The sequence below is a fragment of the Lysinibacillus macroides genome (genome assembly GCF_001281525.1).
In the GTDB taxonomy this organism is placed as follows: Bacteria; Bacillota; Bacilli; order Bacillales_A; family Planococcaceae; genus Lysinibacillus; species Lysinibacillus macroides.
Map to the genome: position 1 here is coordinate 303,692 of NZ_LGCI01000005.1, position 22,842 is coordinate 326,533.

Genomic DNA, 22,842 nt, shown 5'->3' on the forward strand with positions numbered 1-22,842 from the left:
GCATAGAGTAGGATTATTCTGCTGTTGAAAATGTACCTTTGTCACGCAACTTCAGCATTAAAATGCTTTCTGTGTGAAAATGAAGCGGCAGCAATGTGAATAGCATGAATGGAAGCAATTTCTCATTAAAATAAGAAAATGATTTAGCGAGTAGAGGAGTTTTTGTTAAATGAAACTGGAGTCTATCCAAGCACCGATCAAAAATCATGTGCTAGCAGATTATTGGGCGCCAAATACTGCCATCCATGGGTTTTTTGAATATGATTATAATGATCGAGCTTTTGAGAAAAGAGCAGCGTATTTAGAACAGCACACCCGTGACCAAAAAGAACTAACAGCAATTATCCGCCAATTTATGGAGCCACTGGGGCTATCGAACAAAGCGAATGAACATTTAAAACAATTAGAGCAAGGAGCTCTGGTAATAGTCGGTGGGCAGCAAGCAGGTATCTTAACGGGTCCTCTTTACTCAGTTCATAAAGCGATTTCGGTGATTGCATTAGCAAAAGAACAAAGTGAAAAGCTACAGCAGCCTATTGTTCCTGTCTTTTGGATAGCTGGAGAAGATCATGATTTAGATGAAATTAATCATACTTATACAGTACGTGGTGAAGCACTTAAAAAACGTGCATATAGTGAGCGCTCGAAACGCAAAACAATGGCATCTGCAACAGCGCTAAATAAAGAGGCAATGACACAATTGATCAATAGCATTGTGAAAGATTATGGCGAAACAGCGTTTACCGAAGGATTAATACAACAACTAGTAGATGCATTAAATGTGAGTGAAACATTTACAGATTTCTTTGCGCAACTGATGAATCGATTGTTTAAGGATGAGGGCTTACTGTTAATGGATGCAGCAGATTTGCAATTGCGTCAATATGAAAGTAACTCTTTTGCACGTATTATTCAGCACAGTGAAGAAATTGCGAGGGTTGTAACCCAAAAGGAAGAGGAGCTTGCACATGCTGGCTATGGCAAGCCCATTTTAGCAACCAATGAAGCAGCTAATTTATTCTACGTGAAGGATGGGGAGCGCCATCTTTTAGAGAGAAAAAATAAGCTTTTTGTTAATTTAGCAGCAAATATTAAGCTTTCTCGAGAAGAGCTTTTAGAGATTGCAGAGAAGCAGCCTGAACGTTTAAGTAATAATGTTGTGACTCGTCCATTAATGCAGGAAATGACATTGCCTGTGTTGGCATTTGTTGGTGGTCCAGGAGAGTTAGCGTATTGGGCAACATTAAAAAATGCCTTTGCTGTGTTAGATCTACAAATGCCGATTTTCGCACCTCGTCTGCATATTACAATTGTAACTCGTCATGTTGAGCAATTATTACGTGAGTATCAGCTATCGGTTGCGGATGTATGGGATGGGAAAGCATTACAGCTGAAGGAGCGCTTTATTGCCGATGTGCAGGATTATGAGGCGAAGCGTCAAATTCAAACGATGCAGCAAATGATTACAGAAAAGTATAAGGAGCTTACATCCTATTTAGAAGAACAACATCTCTATTTAGATAAAATACTTATAAAAAATCAAGAGCATCATCTCAAGCAATTTGACTACCTACAGCAAAAAATTGAGCAAATGGTCCTTAACAAGCATGAAACCACAATCCGGAAATTTACGACATTGCAAAATGAACTGTATCCAAATGATGGATTTCAAGAGAGAGCCTATAATCCATATCAATATTTCAATGAGTTTGGACCTATGTTTATGCGAGAAATGCTAAAGCAACAATACAGCATCGGTAAACACCACTATATACTTTATTTATAATTTCAAATACTGACTACTTTGTACCTAAATAATAATTTGATACGATGTAGATTTGATGAATAATGTCGAGAAAAATAGTATATCAAGAGCTATCCTACTAAGGGTAGCTCTTTATTTATGTCATTTAGCATATGTCAAATAATTTCCTAAAGGTCTAATTACACATTAAGAGTAAAAATGTCAAGTTTTTTTTAAAAAAAGTGGAGGAAAGTGGGGGGATGTGGTACATTATTTAATAAAGTGGGGTGAGTAGTATGTTCATGGGAGAATATCAACACTCCGTTGATGCGAAAGGGCGATTAACCGTACCGGCAAAATTTCGTGAAGCTTTAGGCGAAACGTTTGTGGTTACAAGAGGTCTCGATAATTGTCTATTTGGCTATCCTATGAATGAATGGCGAAAACTCGAAGAAAAGTTAAAAGATTTACCGATGACTAAAAAGGATACACGAGCATTTGCGAGGTTTTTCTTTTCTGGCGCAACTGAGGTAGAGATAGACAAGCAAGGACGTATTAATATCCCAGCTACACTTATCCAGCATGCGCATCTTGTGAAGGAATGTGTAGTGTTAGGCGTTTCCAATCGCATTGAAATTTGGGCTAAGGATGCCTGGGAAGCGTACTTTAGTGAGTCTGAGCAATCTTTTAATGAAATTGCAGAAAATATGATTGGCTTTGATTTTTAACTTTTGATTAGATAGGTTAGCGACAGCTAACTAAGGTTAAGGCCTGAGAGGAGCGAGTGGTATGTTCGATCATACAACCGTGTTATTAAAAGAAACTGTTGATGGGTTGAACATCGATCCTGATGGTATTTATGTGGATTGTACGCTAGGTGGTGCAGGACACAGTGAATATTTAGTACAACAATTATCCGATAAAGGTCGTTTAATTTGCTTCGACCAGGATACAACGGCTATAGAAAATGCAAAAATTCGATTAGCACCTTTTATAGAGCGTGTAACATTTATCCATTCGAATTTTCGCTATTTAAAAGAGCAACTACTGGCTCATGGCATCAAGCAGGTTGATGGTGTTTTATATGATTTAGGCGTATCTTCTCCACAGTTAGATACACCTGAACGAGGCTTTAGCTATCACCATGATGCTCCGCTTGATATGCGTATGGATCAAACAGCAGCACTTACAGCATTTGAGGTTGTCAACGAGTGGGCATATGAAGACCTTGTGCGGATATTTTTCCGTTATGGGGAAGAAAAGTTTTCAAAGCAAGTGGCTCGTAAAATTGAAGCAGCACGTAAGGAAGCGCCGATTGAAACGACTAGTCAACTTGTAGAATTAATTAAAGAGGGTATTCCAGCAGCGGCACGCCGAAAGGGTGGACATCCGGCGAAGCGCGTTTTCCAGGCAATACGAATTGCTGTCAATGACGAACTAGGCGCAGCAGAGGATTCATTAGTCGATGCGATTGATATGATTAACGTAGGTGGACGTATCAGTGTTATTACGTTCCACTCATTGGAAGACCGCCTATGCAAGACCATTTTTAAGGAAGCATCGTCATTACCGGAATTACCACCAAATTTACCTGTAATTCCTGATGACAAAAAACCAACTTTAAAGCTTATTACACGAAAACCGATTGTTCCCTCTGATGAGGAACTGGCGGTTAATAATCGTGCACGTTCAGCAAAGCTTAGAGTGGTAGAGAAAATTAACGACAAAGGGCGTGAGTAAATGGCAGCAGTTCGTGTAAGGCAGCACCAACATCAACAAGTGCAACAACCAATAACACCACCTAGTCCACAACCCACTATCAGACGTCGTAAAAAAACAAACCAGAAGTTTGAAAAAACAATGCTACTCATATTAGTTGGTATGATCGCTGTATTAGGCATCTTCGTGCTAAATAAGCAAGCAGCTATCCAAACAACAAGTATGGACATCCAAAAAATTGAAATTGAAGCAGATAAAGTGGCAAGAAAGAATGTTGACTTAACAGTTCGTGTAAGTGAACTTTCTACATATGAAAATATATGGAAAAAAGCGGAAGAACTCGGTTTAACTCAAAATGAGAAAAATGTAAAGGTAGTGCCGGGAGAATGAAAAAAAAGAGATTTCGATTCCAATGGGGAGCCTTTCTATTATTAATTTTTTATGGAGGGCTCTTTTTTCTATTATTTACAAGAATGGTGACCATTCAAGCGACAGGACAAATAGAAGGACAGGAGCTAGCTGCCAAAGCGGCAGCTAAGTATGGCAAAGAAAGTGTTATTACAGCCAATCGAGGAAAGATTTATGATCGCAATGGTCAGGTGATAGCAGAGGATACATTAAGCTATCGATTGGTGGCAATTGTAAGTGAAGCGGCTACAACAAATGCAAAAGATCCTCGACATGTTGTGGATGCTGAAAAAACAGCAGAAGTTTTAGCTAAACATATTCCTGAATTGAAGGAAGAGGATATTCTTAAAAAGTTAAATAACCGTTATAGAAGTGATGGGAAGCCCCTATATCAAGTAGAGTTTGGTAGTGCAGGTCGAGGCATTAGTTATGAGGTTATGACGAAAATCAAAGACGAAAAATTACCAGGTATTTTATTTGTGAATGACTTAAAGCGTTATTATCCTAATGGTGTATTTGCCTCACATTTAATAGGCTATGCATTAAAAAAGGATAACGGCGATGGAACGATCATTACAAAAGGCGAAATGGGTCTTGAATATACGTATAATAAGGAACTAACAGGTGTGAATGGTAAGGTCAAGTATGAAACAGATGCCTTTAGTTACTTGCTACCGAATAGTGAGAAAATGGTCACACCTGCAAAAGACGGTAATGATATTTATTTAACACTTGATAAAACCATTCAAAGCTTTTTAGAAGAAGCAATGACAAAGGTTGAAAATGAATATAGCCCTGAAGCGATGACAGCGGTTGTTGCAGATGCGAAAACAGGGAAAATTTTAGCGATGTCCCAGCGCCCTACATTTAACCCTGAAACACGAGATAGCCAAAATATGAAGTGGCTCAACGAAGTGATTGAGGAGACCATTGAACCTGGCTCAACGATGAAAACATTCACGCTTGCTTCGGCGATTGATACAGGTACATGGCCACCAAATGCAACCTATGCGTCAGGTAGATACAAGGTGCTTGATCAGGTAATTAAAGACCATAATAATGGTCGAGGGTGGGGCACGATTACCTATTTACAAGGATTTCAACTGTCATCCAATACAGCGATGGCACACCTATTAAAAATTATTGGTGAAGATGTCTTTTTTGATTATTTAGATCGCTTTGGTTTTGGCCAGCAAACAGGTATTGATTTGCCAAATGAAGCAACAGGTACATTGTTATCCAAATACCCAGTTGAACGCGTAACGACTACTTTTGGTCAAGGTTCTACTGTAACACCGATTCAGCTAGTACAAGCAATGACAGCTATCGCAAATGATGGCAAAATGATGCAGCCATACGTTATTGAGCGTATTGTAGACCCATCGACAGGAAAAGTTCTTCAAAACCATAAACCTGTTGAAAAGGGACAGCCAATTAAAGCTGATACGGCTAAACAAGTACGAGAAATTCTTGCGTCTACATTAACAGCTGAAAAAGGTACAGCAAAGGATTTTGTACTAGAGGATTACGAGGTAGCAGGGAAAACAGGGACTGCCCAAATTCCAAAAGCAAGTGGTGGTTATCTTTCAAATCAATATCTTTATTCATTTTTAGGCTTGGCTCCTGTAGATGATCCGCAGTTGATTGTTTATGTTTCCGTGAAAAAACCGAAATTAAAACAGGGCGAGCAAGGTTCAGTGCCTGTATCAAAAGTATTTAATCCTGTTATGTTAAATAGCTTAAAGCATCTAAATATTAATCCTGGTGATGTCCAGCATGTGGATCAGGTGAGCATTCAGGATTATACAGACCGCAATGCGGAGGCTATTCAAGTAGAGTTAGCAAATGATGGTTTACAGCCAATAATTATTGGTGGTGGCGGTCAAATTATTGATCAATATCCAAAAGATGCTCAAAAACTTGTAAAAGGTAGTTTTGTATTTTTAAAAACAGACGGTGATAGTACATTACCAGACTTTACGAATTGGTCATTGCGGAATTTACTTGTTTACAAGGCAATGGCAGGAATAGAAATGGAAATTTTCGGTGAGGGCTTTGTTGCTAGTCAAAGTGTCTCAGCAGGAACGATTATTAATGATCGTTCACCAATTGTTGTCAAGCTTAAAACGCCTGCTGAAAGTTTTATACAGGATGTTGAAGCTGCTACTGAGGGAGAAGTCTCAGAAGAAGAGCTGGAGTAAGCAGAGGGTGAAAATAACGCTGAATAGAAGTCCACTTTATTTCATACGTTGTAAAAAACAAGGTGTGATGTCGAATGAAGTGGATTTCTATCCATTCTAAAAAGCGTTTACGAATTTTATATGTGCTGTTTATGTGTGTAGTAGCGGCAATTATTATTCGGTTGTTTTTTTTGCAGGTATTGGATCAAAAAGAACTGACGAAGAAGGCAGAAGAAAACTGGGATCGAGAAATTCCATTTGCCAATGAACGAGGGCATATTACAGATCGTGATGGTGAAAGTATTGTCACGAATAAGCTAGCACCAACTTTATACTTTATGCCTGCTCAAAGTAAGGATATTGAAGGAGCAGCCGAAAAGATTGCACAAGTTTTAGAAGTGGATAAAGAGAAGCTTCTCGAGAAGATGATGAAAAAAGATTACTTAGTCAAGCTTGCGCCAGAAGGAAAAAATATCCCCTATGAAAAAGCAGTGAAATTACAAGGTATGCAAATTGAAGGGCTCTATAGTGGCGTGGATTATTCACGAGATTATCCCTATGGTACAATGCTTTCTCGATTTTTAGGATTTACAGGCTATGATGCACAGGGCCTAGCTGGGATTGAATATGAATATAATAAATTTTTAACCGCTAACTCTTCTGCAATTCGTCTTTTTACGGATGCTAAGGGCAATAATTTATCTAATGTTGCAAGTGCTTGGAAAGCAGGAGAGGATGGTGCAACGATTGAGCTGACTATTGATGTGGATGTCCAGCAAGTTGTTGAGCGTGAATTATCGCAGGCAATGAAGCGCTATGATGCAGATCAGGCCTTGGCTATTGCGATGAATCCAAATAATGGCGAAATTTTAGCATTAGCCTCTTATCCAACTTTTCATCCTACTGACTATCAGTTAGTAGAACCAGCTATCTATAACCGAAATTTACCGGTATGGATGACCTATGAGCCAGGCTCTACTTTTAAAATTATTACCCTTAGTGCAGCATTGGAAGAAAATTTAGTGGATTTAGAAAACGATACATTTCATGATCCAGGGTATACAATGGTTGCTGGTGCTAAGCTTCGATGCTGGAAGCGTGAGGGTCATGGTCATGAAACCTTTTTAGAGGTAGTTGAAAACTCCTGTAACCCAGGCTTTATCGAACTAGGACAGCGACTAGGCAATGAACGCTTGCTGCAATATATTAAAGATTTTGGCTTTGGTCAAAAGACGGGTTCTAATATTGCTGGTGAAGCTTCAGGTATTTTATTTTCGAAGGAAGCCTTTGGACCAGTAGAACAGGCTACAACGTCATTTGGGCAGGGGGTAGCTGTTACACCGATTCAACAGGTGCAAGCGGTGGCAGCTGCTATCAATGGGGGCAAGCTTTATACGCCATATGTTGTAAAAAAGGTTTTTAATCCAAAAACAGGAGAGGTTATACAAGAAACGAAATCAACTGTTAAAAATCAGGTGATTCGAGAGGAAACCTCTGCAAAGGTTCGAGGTGCATTGGAGTCTGTAGTGGCGAATGGCTCAGGGCGACAAGCCTTTCGAGATGGCTTACGAATTGGTGGTAAAACAGGAACGGCTCAGAAGGTTGAAAATAGCCGTTATATAAGTGGAGAGTACATTGTATCATTTATTGGCTTTGCCCCAGCAGACAATCCACAAATCGTAGTCTATGTAGCAGTTGACAATCCAAAAAAGACAACACAATTTGGTGGAGTTGTAGCAGCACCTATTGTTGGGCAAATTATTGAGGATGTTGCACCTTTTGTTGGTATTGAAAAATCAAAGGAACAGCTAGAAAAGGATTATCGTTATGGGGATCCAATTACTGTGAAGGTACCGAATTTTATCGGTCAAACAAAAGATGATATTGCTAAGCAATTTTATCCATTCCGTATAGAATGGCATGGAGAGGGCACTAAAATTGGCAATCAATTGCCTGAAGTGGATAGTGTTATCAAACAAGATGGTACCATTCATTTATATTTGGAGAACTAATATAACTTTACCTTTAAAAAATGGGAAAAAACCACTATTATTATGAAGGGTAGTAATAAATACAATGAAAGTTTATGCTTTTTTCCGAGAGAAGAAAGTGAAACAAGATTTAAAGGAGATTTTTCAATGAAACTCGCAACAACACTTACCATTTTAGCTCTTGCTTTTATAGTAACAGTTATCCTGGCACCAATTTGTATTCCACTTCTTCGCCGTCTAAAATTTGGGCAAAGTATTCGTGAGGAAGGGCCAAAATCCCATATGAAAAAAGCTGGTACACCGACGATGGGAGGAATTATTTTCTTAATTTCTATCCTCCTAACAACTGTGGGTGTAGGTAGCTTTTTAGACTTATTAACAACCCAAACCATTGTGCTGCTATTAGTATTAGCAGGGTTTGGATTAATCGGTTTATTGGATGATGGCTTAAAGGTTGTTTTTAAACGAAATTTAGGGTTAACCTCACTTCAAAAGCTGATTGGTCAAATTGTTATTGCCATTCTTGCTTATTTCCTTCTGCATATCGCATCGTTTGATACGACGCTTGCGATTCCGTTTACAGAGTGGATAATTGATCTTGAAGTTTTCTATGTAGCCTTTTTAATTTTCTGGTTAGTAGGCTTTTCCAATGCAGTGAATTTAACGGATGGCTTGGATGGATTAGTAGCGGGAACAGCGTCTATTGCCTTTGCCGCATTTGGTGTTATTGCGCTCTTCCAAAGCCAAGCAGATATCGCTCTATTTGCATTTGCTGTAACAGGCGCATTATTAGGATTTTTACTATTTAATGCTAATCCAGCAAAGGTATTTATGGGGGATACAGGTTCATTAGCATTAGGTGGCGCATTAGCAATGGTATCAGTCTTAGTAAAAGAAGAGTTTTTACTATTGTTGGTGGGCTTGGTATTTGTGATTGAAACATTATCTGTTATTTTGCAGGTAGGTAGCTTTAAGCTTCGAAAGAAACGTATTTTTAAAATGAGTCCTATCCATCATCATTTTGAATTATCAGGGTGGTCAGAATGGAAAGTAGTGCTTGTGTTCTGGTCAACTGCCCTAGCAGTAGCATTGATTGCAGTCTTATCGGAGGCGTTTTAATGAAAAACTATACAGATTTACAACATAAAAAGGTACTTGTGTTAGGCCTAGCCAAAAGTGGTGTGGCAGCTGCTGAAATTTTACATGAGCTTGGCGCCTTTGTAACAGTCAATGATTCTAAACCATTTGATGAAAGCCCAGATGCACAGGGTTTATTACAAAAAGGCATTACAGTAATTTGTGGCCGCCATCCTGAGGATTTACTTGATGAGGGCTTTGAATTAGTAGTGAAAAATCCAGGGATTCCTTATAGTAATCGCATTGTGGCAGATGCGATTAGCCGAGAGATTCCTGTCTGGACAGAAATTGAACTTGCTTATTTAATTAGCGAAGCACCGTTTATTGGTATTACAGGCTCAAATGGTAAAACAACAACGACAACATTAATTTTTGATATGCTCAATAAAGGTAATAAAAATCCGTTAATTGCTGGTAATATCGGCACGGTAGCCTGTGGTGTAGCGAAAGAAGCAACGCAGGATCATGTTATTGTGACAGAGTTATCTTCGTTTCAATTAATGGGGACGCAAACATTTAAGCCTAAAATTGCTATTTTAACAAATCTCTATGATGCTCATCTCGATTATCATGGGACATTTGATAATTATGCACAAGCAAAGTTTGCTGTTGCGCGTAATCAAGATAGCAGTGATTATTTTATTTATAATGCGGATCAATCGATTGTTGCGGATTATGCAGCACGTTCAAATGCGCAAAAAATTCCATTTAGTGTGAGCAGCCGAACAGAAAATGGTATTAGTGCAGATGATACAATGATTTACTGGCAAGGAGAACCATATATGGAACGCGCAAATATTGCCCTGCCAGGTAAGCATAATTTAGAAAATATTTTAGCAGCCGTTGCCGCCTGTATATTAATCGGTTGTGAGAAAGAAAAAATGGAAGAAGTTTTAGCGACATTTGGGGGTGTAAGACATCGTACACAATTTGTCCGTGAGTGGAATGGTCGAAAGATTTACAATGACTCCAAAGCAACAAACTGTTTAGCTACAAAGAGTGCATTAGATGCCTTCCAAGTACCTGTTATTTTACTAGCAGGCGGCTTAGATCGCGGGCACTCTTTTGAAGAATTACGCCCTTGTATGCATCATGTAAAAGGTGTTGTTGCATTTGGCGAAACGGGTTTACGTTTTGTAGAGTTTGCGAAATCCTGTGGTGTTTCACAAACAGTTATTGCCCAAAATGTAGAAGATGCTGTACATTATGCAGCACCGATGTCAGCAGAGGGTGATGTAATTTTATTATCGCCAGCATGTGCAAGTTGGGATCAATATGACAGCTTTGAAATACGTGGCGATGTTTTTATTGATGCTGTAATGAAGCTGTAATGGCGCTGTAACTATTTTAGAATATACTTGACTTGGAAGGATGGCATTACTGAGAGGGAAAGAAAGCTACTTATTGCTCGTCACAACTTTGATGCTATCAATAATCGGCATTATTTTCGTCTATTCTGCAGGTACGTATTGGAGTGCCATTCATTATAGTGGAAAAATGCCGTTTTATATGAAGCAAAGTGTCTATTTTGTTGTCGCTATGATCGTGTTTTTCATCACGATTCGCTTAAATATTTTAAGAGAGCAATCCTTTTGGAAAATGGCTTATATATTTTCGCTTATTTTACTTGTCCTTGTGCTAATCCCAGGAATTGGACTTGTACGAAATGGCTCTCAAAGCTGGATTGGTATAGGTCCATTAACAATTCAGCCAGCAGAGCTAGCGAAAATTACAGTCATTGTGTATTTGAGCCATATACTGGCACAACATAAAACAGGAGCACCGATTGTCAATTGGTGTCATGGCTTGATTTTGCTTTTACCTGTTGCGCTTATTATGTTGCAGCCTGATTTTGGTTCTGTATTTATTCTAGTCGTTTCAGTGTTTTTATTATTTTTTGTGGCAGGTTATCCTTTAAAGCTATATGCCATTATTATGCTGGCTGGCATTGCAGGATTAGTAGGGATGATTGTGACAGCACCGTACCGACTCAAACGAATAGAGGCATTTCTTGACCCTTGGGCTGATCCATTGGTAAGTGGATTTCAAGCGGTCCAATCACTAATGGCAATTGGACCAGCTGGGATTTTTGGACATGGCTTTGGTCAAAGTCGCCAGAAGTTTTTATACTTACCAGAGCCGCAAAATGATTTTATTTATGCCATTATTTTAGAAGAGGTTGGATTAATCGGTGGTCTTGTTATTCTAGCTCTTTTTGTACTTGTTATTTATGCAGGCTATAAATTTGCTGTACAGGCTAAAACACGAACATCCTACTATGCCATTATAGGGCTTGTGACAATGCTGATGGTGCAAGCGTTTCTTAATATAGCTGTAGTAATTGGTTTAGTGCCAGTAACAGGCGTAACATTGCCCTTTATTAGCTACGGCGGAACATCTTTAGTAACAATGTGGTTAATAATAGGTATTATTTATCAATTAGCGAAATAAATATAAAGGAGGGGTACTTTTTGGAGAAAGTAATTGATATAGAAGATCGTATACCTACGCTAAAAAAGCGACGAAAAAAGCGTACAAATCGGAAATTTATCGTACTCATATTACTTTTCTTTATTGTTTTAGCGGTACTCCTTTATTTTCAATCTCCGTACAGCGATATTAAGAAAATTACTGTCGATGGGGCTAAGCTTGCAGATAAGCAATACTATTTGGAAGTGAGTACGCTTGCACCAGGTAAATCGATGTGGGGTTTTAAAGTCGAAGATATTGAAAAGCAGTTACTAAAGGATGAATGGGTAAAGGAAGCTCATGTGAAGCGTAATTGGCTGCAAGGCGTTACGATTACTATTAAAGAATGGAAAAAAGTTGCGTACTTAGCTGGTGACGGTACCTATTATCCTTTGCTTGAAAATGGCAAGCGTTTCGAGCAAGCAGGTAATGATTATCCCATTGATGCCCCTGTTTTTCTTGGCATAACTGGCGAAAAAACGATTCATAAGCTTGTGGAGCAACTAGCCCAGTTAAAGCCAGAGGTATTAGCTTTGATTTCTCAGGTTAACACAAATAATAATGAAACGAATCCAAATGCAGTGAAGCTTTATATGAATGATGGCTATGAAGTACGAGCGGTTGTTCAAACATTAGCGGAAAAGTTAAATTATTACCCTTCAATTGTAGCACAAATTGCTAACTTGGAAAAAGGTGTCATCGATTTAGAGGTTGGCTCCTTTTATCGACCTTTTAATGAGGAGTATAATAAGCTAGACCTCGACATGGGAGCTGGTGTAGATGGGGAAATGGTTAACCAGGAAGTGACAGAAGATGAACAACAAGAAGAATAGCAAGGGAAGTTTTTTCACTAGAAAACAATTTGAATTATTGATTGTTTGTATAACAACAGGATTTATTATTGGCTATTCATACAACCAGGCGCAAGATAAACGTGAAGCCGGCACCATAGATTCCGAGCTTTTTGAGCAAGAAGAGTCGTACCGTGAGGAGCTAATCGCACAGCAGGAACGCAACAAGGAACTTTCTGAGGAGTTAAACAGTCTACAAGAACAAATTCGGAAATATGAAAAATCATTTGCTGCTGATGAAAAAGCCTATCAAAAGCTAGTGGAGCAGGCTGAGGATTTACGGCTATTACTTGGTGAGTTAAAGGGTGAGGGGAAGGGCGTACGCATCACATTGCAAGATGGTGACTATGATCCAAAATCCTTTAATCCTAATGATTATATCGTCCATGAAAGCCATATTTTTAAATTGCTAAATGAGCTTAAAATTTCAGGTGCTCAAGCAATTGCCATCAATGGACAACGTGTAATGGCTACCTCCTATATTCGCTGTAATGGTCCAGTGATAACAATTGATGGTACACAGCATCCCGCTCCATTTGTCATTGAAGCGATTGGTGATGCTAAAACATTATTGGCTTCTTTAAATCTAAATGGTGGTGTAGTCGATCAGTTATTAAACGATAACATCGTGGTGTCACTAGAAGAAAGTCAGAAGCTGACAATGCCAAAAGTAAAAGTAGAAAGTTAAGGACAAGCTCTATTTCACATTGAATGTCCAATGTTAGCCTCCAATAAGTGGGGAATTGTAGAAATTTACAATTTAGGATCGTATTCTAAGGAGGCATACGATACGTCTAGGAGGGGCTATTTTGCAAAGAAATATGTATACCCGAATAACGATCGTGCTATTTATTATCGGTTTGATGATAGCGGTACAGTACAATACCATGCAAAAACCAGCTGAGCGAGATACACGAGATATTTGGGCAATCAGAGAGGAATTAGCACAAGAAAAACAACGACATTCCACATTACTGGCAGAAATTCGCTCACTGCAGGAAGTAGTGGGTCGCTATGAGCAATCTGAAAAAGTGAATCAGCAGGCAGCTTTAACAGAAACATTCAATCGTTTAAAGCTACAGGCGGGCCTGACGGAAGTCAAGGGGCCAGGGGTGATACTTCGTGTTGAACCAGCCGCTGAATTAATAGCAATGGGTTACGAAATAAAAGAAATTTCACCAGATTTATTAACACAGTTATTAAATGAGCTTTTTAAGAACGATGCTACAAGTGTTTCGATAGACGGAAATCGTGTTGTTCAAACAACCGCTATTCGAGACATTAATGGAAGGACAACGGTGAATAGTCTACCACTTTCTTCGCCACCTTTTGCAATTTATGTTGGGACAAGCGATTTTAAGGCAGCTCAAAAAATGTATAATTCGCTACAAGCCTCCACATTTATTGATTCGTTTTATTTAGATAATTATAAATTAGTGATTGAAGAGCCCATCGAACACTTACAAATACCAGCATTTGATCAGCCATTGACAAATGATTATTTAGCAGAGGTAAAAAAAGGAGATTAATATATGTGGCTACCATTTTTAGGTTTGATATTTGGACTTGCCCTTGGCTTATTAACAAATATACAAATCCCCTCTATGTATGAAAATTATCTGTCAATAGCTGTGTTAGCAGCTTTAGATACATTATTTGGTGGTATTCGTGCTCAATTACAACAAGTATATGATGACAAAGTATTTCTATCAGGATTCTTTTTTAATATTGTGCTCGCAGCAGGATTAGCCTTTTTAGGCGTGAATTTAGGGATAGATTTGTATTTAGCAGCCATTTTCGCTTTTGGTGTACGTTTATTCCAAAATATAGCAATAATTAGGCGTATTTTACTAATACGCATAGATAAGAAACGTCACAATAATAAGAAAACTCCCGTAGAATAAGAGAAAAATTGACCAAAATACCCGATTTGCTTAGACATTATGCTAAATTTACAATAGAATGAAAATAAGAGTATTTCCAAGGAGGTGCAGCGAATTGAATCAGCAAGATTTATACATTTCTCTTGATATAGGGTCGTCCTCTATCAAGGTATTAATCGGTGAAATGAGTGACGGACAATTACATGTAATTGGCGTCGGAAATGTAAAATCGAATGGCGTTCGAAAAGGTGCAATTGTTGATATTGATGCAACGGTTCAATCTATTCGAAAAGCAGTAGAACAAGCCGAACGAATGACAGGTTATCAAATTCAAGAAGTCGTTTTAGGCGTTCCTGCTAACCAGACGATGTTACAGCTAGTTAAAGGCGTTGTCGCTGTAAATAGTGAAAACAGAGAAATTACAGATGATGATTTAGACAGAGTGGTAGAATCTGCACAAGTCATGTCAATACCTCCTGAACGTGAATTAGTGAACATCATTCCGAGACAGTTTATTGTGGATAATCTCGATGAAATTAAAGATCCTCGTGGGATGATTGGCATCCGTCTCGAAATGGATGCAACAATGATAACAACATCCAAAACGCTCCTACACAATGTTCTTCGCTGTGTGGAGCGGGCTGGTTTAAGTATACGAGAAATATATTTGCAGCCATTAGCAGCAGGCTACTTCGCTTTAACAGAAGACGAAAAGAACCAAGGAACTGCCTTTATTGATTTGGGAGGTGGCTCTACAACAATCGCTGTATTTGAAGAGGGATTGTTAACGCATACAGGTGTTATACCAGTCGGTGGTGATCATATAACGAAAGATATTTCAATCGTTTTAAAAACCCCAACAGAGCAAGCAGAGCAAATAAAGCACCAATTTGGACATGCCTTTTACGACGATGCATCCGATGATGAAGTTTTTGAAGTGCCCATTGTGGGTACAGATTCTACTGACCAGTATAGCCAGCGTTATATATCAGAAATTATTGGTGCTCGTTTAGAGGAATTATTGGAGTTAGTGATTGACGAATTAGCACGTTTAGGTGTTCGAGATTTACCAGGTGGCGTTGTTTTAACAGGTGGTGTTGCAAAGCTTGAAGGTATCGCCCAATTAGCACGTCAAATTCTACAAACGCGTGTAAGAATCTATACACCCGATTATATTGGCGTTAGAGAGCCTTCATTTGCGACGGCAGTTGGACTTATTCGTTACGCCCATTTAGAAGATGATTTTTACGGTAAAAGTACGAATACGCAGCCTGTTGAATATGCAGTTGTAGGAGCTCAAGCAGCTACACATAAAAAGCAAGAGTATTCTACACCTTCAGAACCAAAAGAAAGCGTAATCGGGAAAGCAAAAAAATTATTTGATAAGTTTTTTGATTAACTAGAATGCGTAATGAATGATACAGAGTCGAGTTACCGTGGGAGGAAAAAGAGATGTTAGAATTTGATACAAGTGTTGATGAACTTGCAGTAATAAAGGTCATAGGTGTTGGTGGCGGCGGTAACAACGCTGTCAATCGCATGATTGAGCATGGTGTACAAGGTGTTGACTTTATAGCAGTGAACACGGATGCACAGGCATTGAATTTATCCAAGGCGGAGGTTAGGCTTCAGATTGGGGCTAAGCTAACGCGGGGATTAGGAGCCGGAGCAAATCCAGAGGTAGGAAAAAAAGCTGCAGAAGAAAGCCGTGAGCAGCTAGAAGAGGTATTACGTGGTGCAGATATGGTCTTCGTAACAGCTGGTATGGGCGGAGGAACAGGTACTGGTGCAGCGCCAGTCATTGCACAAATTGCTCGTGAGCTAGGAGCCCTTACAGTGGGTGTTGTGACACGTCCATTCACCTTTGAAGGTCGTAAACGTCAAACACAGGCAATTGGTGGTATTGGCAGTATGAAGGAATCAGTGGATACACTGATTGTTATTCCGAATGACAAGCTCCTACAAATTGTCGATAAATCTACACCGATGTTAGAAGCTTTCAGAGAAGCTGACAATGTTTTACGTCAAGGTGTACAAGGTATTTCAGATTTAATTGCTACACCAGGTCTTATTAACTTAGACTTTGCCGATGTGAAAACAATTATGTCTAACAAGGGTTCTGCATTAATGGGTATTGGTATTGCTACAGGCGAAAACAGAGCTTCTGAAGCAGCGAAGAAAGCGATTTCCAGTCCGTTGCTTGAATCGTCAATTGATGGTGCTAAAGGTGTTCTTATGAATATTACAGGCGGCTCGAATCTTAGCTTATTTGAAGTCCAAGAGGCGGCAGATATCGTAGCCTCTGCGTCCGATGAAGAAGTCAATATGATTTTCGGCTCGGTAATTAATGAAAATTTAAAAGATGAAATCATTGTGACAGTGATTGCGACAGGTTTTTCAGAGGAAGCTTTACAGCAACAACGCAGTACACCAAAACCGTCACTTAATATAAATAGACAATCTGCTCCACAGCAACAGGCTCCTATTCGTGAACAACGACAAGAAATGCCTATGCAACAAGAGCAGCCACGCCAAAATCAACAAAATTATGCACAAGATGATATGCTTGAAGTACCAGCATTTTTACGCAATCGTAAAAATCGTGGGTAAATGAAATAGACAACTTCTAAAAAGCTCGTATTTTACATATGTAGAATACGAGCTTTTTCTATTGGTGGTGAGCATGTTCAAATGTGTAAGGAAACCATGTTTTTTGTCAAAACATTTTCAGAAAATGATGCGATTGTTTGACAATATTTGTGGGAGGAACATGCTAACTTTGTATGTAGGAGGCGGCTGTTATGTATGGAGAATGGCTGGTGCTCATTAATACGCTTTTTAATCTAGCGATACTCACGTTTACGGCAAGAGTAACAGGAGTTTTTGTGAAGAATTCAAGATTATTAATGAGTTCGATTTGCAGTAGCTTAGTAGCTGTTATTGGCGGTCAAATGCTGTGGACAACGGTGTTAAGCTTTTTATTACTTATTGGTATAGCTTTTCGCTTTAAGCTTCGAAGCTTTCAAAAGCAAGGTCCTATTGCTTTAACAGCAACCATTGTGATTGGTGGTCTATTAACAGCTGTACAACCTTATTTAAAAAATCTTTCTGTCACTCATTTTATTAGTATATGCTTCTTGCTTGCAGTAGCGAATCTTATTGTATTTTATAAGCAATGGGGTTTCGTTAAGCTTGAGCGCTTAAGTGGTCGATTTGTCTTTGATACAACGCTGAGAATTTTTGGTGCAACAATACCGCTCACAGCCTTTGTTGATACAGGCAATCAAGCGATTGAGCCTCTTTCAGGAAAACCTGTTCACTTTGTGTCTTATACAGCTTTACGACCACATTTACCCGAAGCTTTCCGCAAATCCTTAATGGAGTGGCAAGAAACCGATCCGTACAATGTATCCATGTTTACAGAAGATTATCAGCGTTATATACGATTTATCCATGTTAATACTGTACAGCAGCAAACCGTTGTACTTGGTTTTCGATTTGAAGAATGGCATATCAAGGGAGAGCCTTCACAAGTGAAAACAAATGAATATATCGTATTAACCAAAAAAGCTAAAAATTTTCCACATAGCACAGCAGCAATTTTACATTTTTCAGCGCTTTCAAATAACTCATAGAGGGGGAGAACGATTGCTTCTTAGGCTACTTGCTAGCTTGAAAAAATTATGGAGTAAGTTTCGAAGTCGTGAAACGTACTATATAGGGGGAAATGATTCATTGCCAGTGCCACTAAGTCGAGAAGAAGAAGTTACAGTGATTGCATCCTTTATGAATGGTGATTTACGAGCTAGAGATACACTAATTGAACGCAATTTGCGTCTTGTTGTTTATATTGCTAGACGTTTTGATAATACAGGTACGCCAATTGAGGATTTAATTAGTATTGGCTCTATTGGATTAATCAAAGCGATTGAAACATTCAATACAGATAAAAATATTAAACTTGCAACATACGCATCACGCTGCATTGAAAATGAGATTTTAATGCATTTACGAAAAACAAGTCGCATGAAGGGTGAGGTTTCATTAGATGAACCACTCAACTCCGATGCAGATGGAAATGAATTATTATTATCAGATATTTTAGGAACAGAAGAGCATATTATTTTAGATAATGTAGAGAGAAAAATTGAACGGCAGCATATGTTCCATGCGATTAATTTACTCGGTGCACGTGAACGCTATATTATGGAATGTCGCTTTGGTCTCAATGGAAAGGCGGAAATGACGCAAAAAGAGGTTGCCGATCACTTAGGAATATCTCAATCCTATATTTCCCGCTTAGAAAAGAAAATTATTCAAGATTTACGTGAAAACTTAAATCAACCGATATCATAGAAAGGGAAATTTAACCTACCTAAAATTGGTCGCAGCTTTTGTGCATATTCTTGTTGCTCTCGGACAAACTGATGTCACGGTTTAGTCAGAGAATAACATCCGGAGGAATCGAATATGCGAACAAAAGTAGATCTTTGCGGCTTAGATACATCGACTTTGCCAATTTTAAAGCACGAGGAAATGAAGGAGCTCTTTATCCGTTTACAAGCTGGAGAAACGGAAATCCGAGAAGAGCTTGTGATGTGCAATTTAAGGTTAGTGCTAAGTATTGTTGGTCGATTTGCCTATCGAGGTGAACAGGCAGATGATTTATTTCAAGTAGGCTGTATTGGCCTTATGAAAGCCATTGATCATTTTGATTTAAAGCATAATGTACGATTTTCGACATATGCTGTACCAATGATTATTGGTGAAATTCGTCGCCATCTGCGTGATCATCATGCATTGCGAGTTTCTCGTTCTTTAAGAGATATAGCCTACAAGGCAATGCAGGCAAAAGAGCAATGGATAACTGATAATTTGCGAGAACCTACGATTGAAGAAATTGCTGATATGATTGATATGAAAAAAGAGGACGTGTTATTTGCTTTAGATGCCATTCAAGATCCAGTTTCTCTACAGGAGCCTATTTATTCAGATGGTGGAGACGCTGTTTATATGATGGACCAATTACGTGATGATGATGTATCAGAGGATCAATGGGTTGCCTATGTCTCGGTAAAGGAAAGCTTACAAAAGTTAGATGAACGCCAGCAAATGATTGTGGCAAAGCGTTTTTATTATGGTGAAACACAAACCGAAATTGCCAAGGAATTAGGCATTTCACAAGCACAAATTTCACGCCTCGAAAAAAATGCAATTGAAACAATGCAAAAAGATTACAAATAAAAGAATGCGCACCCAACTATTCGGTGCGCATTTTTCTGTGGTTGAAAAACGATCTTTGGCAGAGTGAAGAGTGGATGTTTTATAATGCTAGATCGTTTCTCAACAAGTTTGTTTTTCTCCTCATTCAATGAACAATTGATACATAAATATAAAGTGATGGCAACATTTTATGATAGGAATAGATGGATGGATAAACGTAATAGATAGAGGAGGAATTTTATTGCGATTCTCGATGTTACAGCAAAAAGAAGTAATTGAAGCAGGAAATGGACGTTTTATAGGGTTTGTTGTAGATGCTGAAGTATCGAAAGAAACAGGCTATGTTACGGCATTTTTGATTGCAGAGCCCCGCAAGTATCTTGGCTTTTTTAAAGGGGAAGAATCTGTAAGAAAAGTGTATATGAAAGATGTGCTTGTCGTTGGTAAGGATGTTATTTTAGTCAAGGCACTCTCATAAGACAGAAGATTCGCTTTTTATGCGAGCTTATGCTGATATAGGTCAGGCTATTCATTGATAAATCAATCATTGCTTGTTACAATAAGAGAAACTATTGTTGTAAAGTTGGGAAAAACAGTGACAAAAATCTTAACAAATTTAAGCAAAATAAATGATTTACTCATAGCAGCAGCAAAACGAGGCAATCGTAATGCTAGTAATGTTCAAATTATTGCAGTAACAAAAGAGGTTTCTGTAGAAAGAACACAAGAAGCAATTAATGCAGGACTCATTCATTTAGGAGAAAATAGACCTGAAGGCTTAAATCATAAAATTGCAGTAATTCAAGCCGATGTACGTTGGCATTATATTGGGTCACTACAAACACGTAAAGTAAAACAAGTCATTCACCACATTGATTATTTACATTCCTTAGATCGTTTGAGTTTGGCACAAGAAATTGAAAAACGAGCAGAAAAACCTGTTAAATGCTTTGTACAAGTAAATGTTTCAGAAGAAGAATCTAAACATGGCTTAACCGTTAAAGAAGTTTTACCTTTTATAGAAACATTAACAAGCTTTACAAAAATTCAAGTTGTAGGTTTAATGACAATGGCACCAAATACAGAAGACAAAGCACTTATTCGCTCTGTTTTCAAGCAATTAAAACAATGTCAACAGCAAATAGCCGAGCAAGGATTCGCACATGCGCCTTGTACCGAGTTATCAATGGGTATGTCTAATGACTTTGAAATTGCGGTAGAGGAAGGGGCTACTTTTGTTCGAGTCGGTACGGCTCTTGTTGGAAATGAAAGAGGGGAACAGGATGAGCATGAAGAATAAAATTAAAAACTTCTTTTACCTTGAAGAGGAATTAGAAGAAGAGATCACGCAAGCTCCTATTCAACAGCAACAGCCCATGCATCAGCAGCAACCAATTCACACAGCAAAGCCTAAAAAAGTGATGAAAGAACGCAAAGCACCCATTCATGAAATTATGCCACAAAGTACAGCAACACCTAACAATATTGTCAGCTTACAGGCAGCAATGAACTCTAAAGGAGCGAAAGTTGTTTTAATTGAGCCTAGAGTGTATGCGGAAGCACAAGATATCGCAGAGCATTTAAAAAATAAACGGGCCACAATTGTTAATTTACAACGCATTGAACGTGAGCAAGGAAAACGAATTATTGATTTTCTAAGTGGTACAGTATATGCCCTTGGAGGAGATATTCAACGAATTGGTAAAGATATTTTCCTTTGCACACCAGATAATGTAGAAGTAACCGGGGAAATTACGAACTTTATTTTAGACGATAATTAATAGCGAGGATTGTAGTTTATATGACTTTTTTGATTATACTTAAATATGTATCATTAGCATTTAGGATCTATTCATTTTTGCTAATTATATATATCTTAATGTCGTGGGTGCCTGCCGCTCAAAATTCATCATTTGGACGCATGCTGGCAAAAGTATGTGAGCCGTATTTAGGAATTTTTAGAAGATTTATTCCACCTATTGGCATGATTGATATTTCACCAATCGTGGCGATCTTTATGTTGAATTTTATAGAAAGAGGGCTTTATATAGTCATTCAGAAAATATACTTTATGTTTCTTTAAAAAAAATCCTCACAATGTAGTGAGGATTTTTTAGTGCTGTGAGAAGCGATGAATCAATGGCTGAGGGTGGCAGAAAGCCCGTTGAACTATATAGGATAAAATGCTAAAAGTGATGGATAGGATGAGAAATGTAGCAGATAGAACCCTGAATGTGCATGATAGATGATCGAAAGAGAAGGAAATAAAGTAATAGAATGGATAGAAGAAGCGGATAGTCTCCCATCAAATGCCGGACAGTTCGCTTGAAATAATGGCACAGCCCACGTTATAACGTTTAGCTAGCCCATAAAATGGAGAAGAATAGGGAACAAAGGAGATAAGAAAAATGGAACATTTAATTCAGCATTTTCGAAAAGAAGAACAGCCCTTTATTGAACAAGTGATCAACTGGCAGCGTGAGGTGGAAGACCGCTATGCACCAAAGCTAACGGATTTTCTTGACCCCAGACAGCGCTTTATTGTGACATCGATTATTGGACAGAATGATACCTTAAAAATAGCGAGTGCAGGGTTATTTGATGAGGCGGAGAGGCAGCGTATGCTGATTTTTCCTACTTATTATGAACCAACTGAGGATGATTTTCAGTTTGTAGCGTTTACGATACACTATCCTGTAAAATTTGTTCAGCTACGACACCCTGATGTTTTAGGTGCATTGCTAGCATTGGGCTTAAATCGTGGTAAGTTTGGGGATATTCGCGTGAATGAGCATCAAGTGCAATTCGTTGTTGCACAAGAGGTTGCAGAATATGTTCGTTTACATTTAACAGGCATTGGCAAAGTGAAGGTGCATGTAGAGGCAATGAAGGAAATGGAGCCTCTGCTTATCAATGAGGACGAATGGTTGGAAGAATCTCATACGGTGTCTTCGATGCGTTTAGATGTGATTATTGCGACGGTTTTAAACGTTTCACGTCAAAAAGCACAAGCGCTTATTACAGGGAACAAAGTACGTGTTAATTGGACAGAGCGCGATACTGTTGCTTTTGAATTACAAGAGGGTGATATTTTATCGGTACGAGGAAGTGGTCGTGTTAAAATTATTATGACTGAAGGCCGTACAAAAAAAGATAAAATTCGTCTACAAATCGGTCGATTGGCCCAAAAAGCTTGAAATTGAAGTAATTTTCATTAATTTTTACTGCTAAGTTGTC

23 protein-coding genes are annotated in these 22,842 nt (G+C 38.5%); all 23 read left to right on the plus strand.

Going from position 1 to position 22,842, the window contains the following annotated elements:
* The first annotated feature begins 169 nt into the window (after positions 1 to 169).
* Complete coding sequence (bshC, locus tag ADM90_RS04340; RefSeq protein WP_053993826.1) at positions 170 to 1,786, plus strand: bacillithiol biosynthesis cysteine-adding enzyme BshC; 1,617 nt, start codon at positions 170 to 172, stop codon at positions 1,784 to 1,786.
* 254 nt (positions 1,787 to 2,040) lie between these two features.
* A complete protein-coding gene (gene mraZ / locus ADM90_RS04345; protein WP_053993827.1) occupies positions 2,041 to 2,472 on the plus strand; it encodes a division/cell wall cluster transcriptional repressor MraZ in 432 nt (143 codons plus the stop codon).
* A 61-nt stretch (positions 2,473 to 2,533) separates the two neighbouring features.
* Positions 2,534 to 3,484, plus strand: a complete 951-nt coding sequence (gene rsmH / locus ADM90_RS04350) for a 16S rRNA (cytosine(1402)-N(4))-methyltransferase RsmH (RefSeq protein WP_053993828.1) — start codon at positions 2,534 to 2,536, stop codon at positions 3,482 to 3,484.
* Positions 3,485 to 3,853 (plus strand): cell division protein FtsL, encoded by a 369-nt coding sequence (ftsL2, locus tag ADM90_RS04355; protein WP_053993829.1) that lies wholly within the window; start codon positions 3,485 to 3,487, stop codon positions 3,851 to 3,853.
* A complete protein-coding gene (locus ADM90_RS04360; RefSeq protein WP_053993830.1) occupies positions 3,850 to 6,072 on the plus strand; it encodes a penicillin-binding transpeptidase domain-containing protein in 2,223 nt (740 codons plus the stop codon). Before ftsL2 ends, ADM90_RS04360 begins: the two co-directional genes overlap by 4 nt.
* A 74-nt stretch (positions 6,073 to 6,146) precedes the next feature.
* A complete protein-coding gene (locus ADM90_RS04365; protein ID WP_053993831.1) occupies positions 6,147 to 8,063 on the plus strand; it encodes a stage V sporulation protein D in 1,917 nt (638 codons plus the stop codon).
* A 126-nt stretch (positions 8,064 to 8,189) separates the two neighbouring features.
* Positions 8,190 to 9,161 carry a phospho-N-acetylmuramoyl-pentapeptide-transferase gene (gene mraY, locus ADM90_RS04370; RefSeq protein ID WP_053993832.1) on the plus strand — a complete coding sequence of 324 codons (972 nt, stop codon included), beginning with the start codon at positions 8,190 to 8,192 and terminating at the stop codon, positions 9,159 to 9,161.
* Positions 9,161 to 10,510, plus strand: a complete 1,350-nt coding sequence (gene murD, locus ADM90_RS04375) for a UDP-N-acetylmuramoyl-L-alanine--D-glutamate ligase (protein ID WP_053993833.1) — start codon at positions 9,161 to 9,163, stop codon at positions 10,508 to 10,510. Before mraY ends, murD begins: the two co-directional genes overlap by 1 nt.
* A 40-nt stretch (positions 10,511 to 10,550) precedes the next feature.
* The gene (gene ftsW, locus ADM90_RS04380; protein WP_053993834.1) at positions 10,551 to 11,630 is read left to right on the plus strand and encodes a putative lipid II flippase FtsW; all 1,080 of its coding nucleotides are present in this window, start codon (positions 10,551 to 10,553) and stop codon (positions 11,628 to 11,630) included.
* 20 nt (positions 11,631 to 11,650) lie between these two features.
* On the plus strand, positions 11,651 to 12,481 hold the full coding sequence (locus ADM90_RS04385; RefSeq protein WP_053993835.1) for a cell division protein FtsQ/DivIB: 831 nt from the start codon (positions 11,651 to 11,653) through the stop codon (positions 12,479 to 12,481).
* A complete protein-coding gene (locus ADM90_RS04390; protein ID WP_053993836.1) occupies positions 12,462 to 13,187 on the plus strand; it encodes a DUF881 domain-containing protein in 726 nt (241 codons plus the stop codon). Before ADM90_RS04385 ends, ADM90_RS04390 begins: the two co-directional genes overlap by 20 nt.
* A gap of 121 nt (positions 13,188 to 13,308) precedes the next feature.
* Positions 13,309 to 14,028, plus strand: a complete 720-nt coding sequence (locus ADM90_RS04395) for a DUF881 domain-containing protein (RefSeq protein ID WP_053993837.1) — start codon at positions 13,309 to 13,311, stop codon at positions 14,026 to 14,028.
* A gap of 3 nt (positions 14,029 to 14,031) precedes the next feature.
* Positions 14,032 to 14,403 (plus strand): small basic family protein, encoded by a 372-nt coding sequence (locus ADM90_RS04400; protein ID WP_053993838.1) that lies wholly within the window; start codon positions 14,032 to 14,034, stop codon positions 14,401 to 14,403.
* Positions 14,404 to 14,497: 94 nt separating this feature from the next.
* Positions 14,498 to 15,781, plus strand: a complete 1,284-nt coding sequence (gene ftsA / locus ADM90_RS04405; RefSeq protein WP_053993839.1) for a cell division protein FtsA — start codon at positions 14,498 to 14,500, stop codon at positions 15,779 to 15,781.
* Positions 15,782 to 15,834: 53 nt separating this feature from the next.
* On the plus strand, positions 15,835 to 16,992 hold the full coding sequence (gene ftsZ / locus ADM90_RS04410; RefSeq protein ID WP_053993840.1) for a cell division protein FtsZ: 1,158 nt from the start codon (positions 15,835 to 15,837) through the stop codon (positions 16,990 to 16,992).
* Between the two features lie 191 nt (positions 16,993 to 17,183).
* Complete coding sequence (locus ADM90_RS04415) at positions 17,184 to 18,017, plus strand: sigma-E processing peptidase SpoIIGA (RefSeq protein WP_053993841.1); 834 nt, start codon at positions 17,184 to 17,186, stop codon at positions 18,015 to 18,017.
* A gap of 13 nt (positions 18,018 to 18,030) precedes the next feature.
* Positions 18,031 to 18,738: an RNA polymerase sporulation sigma factor SigE gene (sigE, locus tag ADM90_RS04420; protein ID WP_083448453.1), complete on the plus strand. Its 708-nt coding sequence runs from the start codon at positions 18,031 to 18,033 to the stop codon at positions 18,736 to 18,738.
* Between the two features lie 114 nt (positions 18,739 to 18,852).
* A complete protein-coding gene (gene sigG, locus ADM90_RS04425) occupies positions 18,853 to 19,626 on the plus strand; it encodes an RNA polymerase sporulation sigma factor SigG (protein ID WP_053993843.1) in 774 nt (257 codons plus the stop codon).
* Between the two features lie 220 nt (positions 19,627 to 19,846).
* Complete coding sequence (locus ADM90_RS04430; RefSeq protein WP_031418925.1) at positions 19,847 to 20,083, plus strand: PRC-barrel domain-containing protein; 237 nt, start codon at positions 19,847 to 19,849, stop codon at positions 20,081 to 20,083.
* 117 nt (positions 20,084 to 20,200) lie between these two features.
* A complete protein-coding gene (locus tag ADM90_RS04435; RefSeq protein ID WP_053994885.1) occupies positions 20,201 to 20,905 on the plus strand; it encodes a YggS family pyridoxal phosphate-dependent enzyme in 705 nt (234 codons plus the stop codon).
* The gene (locus ADM90_RS04440; protein ID WP_053993844.1) at positions 20,889 to 21,386 is read left to right on the plus strand and encodes a cell division protein SepF; all 498 of its coding nucleotides are present in this window, start codon (positions 20,889 to 20,891) and stop codon (positions 21,384 to 21,386) included. The genes ADM90_RS04435 and ADM90_RS04440 overlap by 17 nt, the downstream gene beginning before the upstream one ends.
* Positions 21,387 to 21,406: 20 nt before the next feature.
* Positions 21,407 to 21,688: a YggT family protein gene (locus ADM90_RS04445; protein ID WP_053993845.1), complete on the plus strand. Its 282-nt coding sequence runs from the start codon at positions 21,407 to 21,409 to the stop codon at positions 21,686 to 21,688.
* Between the two features lie 325 nt (positions 21,689 to 22,013).
* Positions 22,014 to 22,802 carry a YlmH family RNA-binding protein gene (locus ADM90_RS04450; protein ID WP_053993846.1) on the plus strand — a complete coding sequence of 263 codons (789 nt, stop codon included), beginning with the start codon at positions 22,014 to 22,016 and terminating at the stop codon, positions 22,800 to 22,802.
* Positions 22,803 to 22,842: the final 40 nt, after the last annotated feature.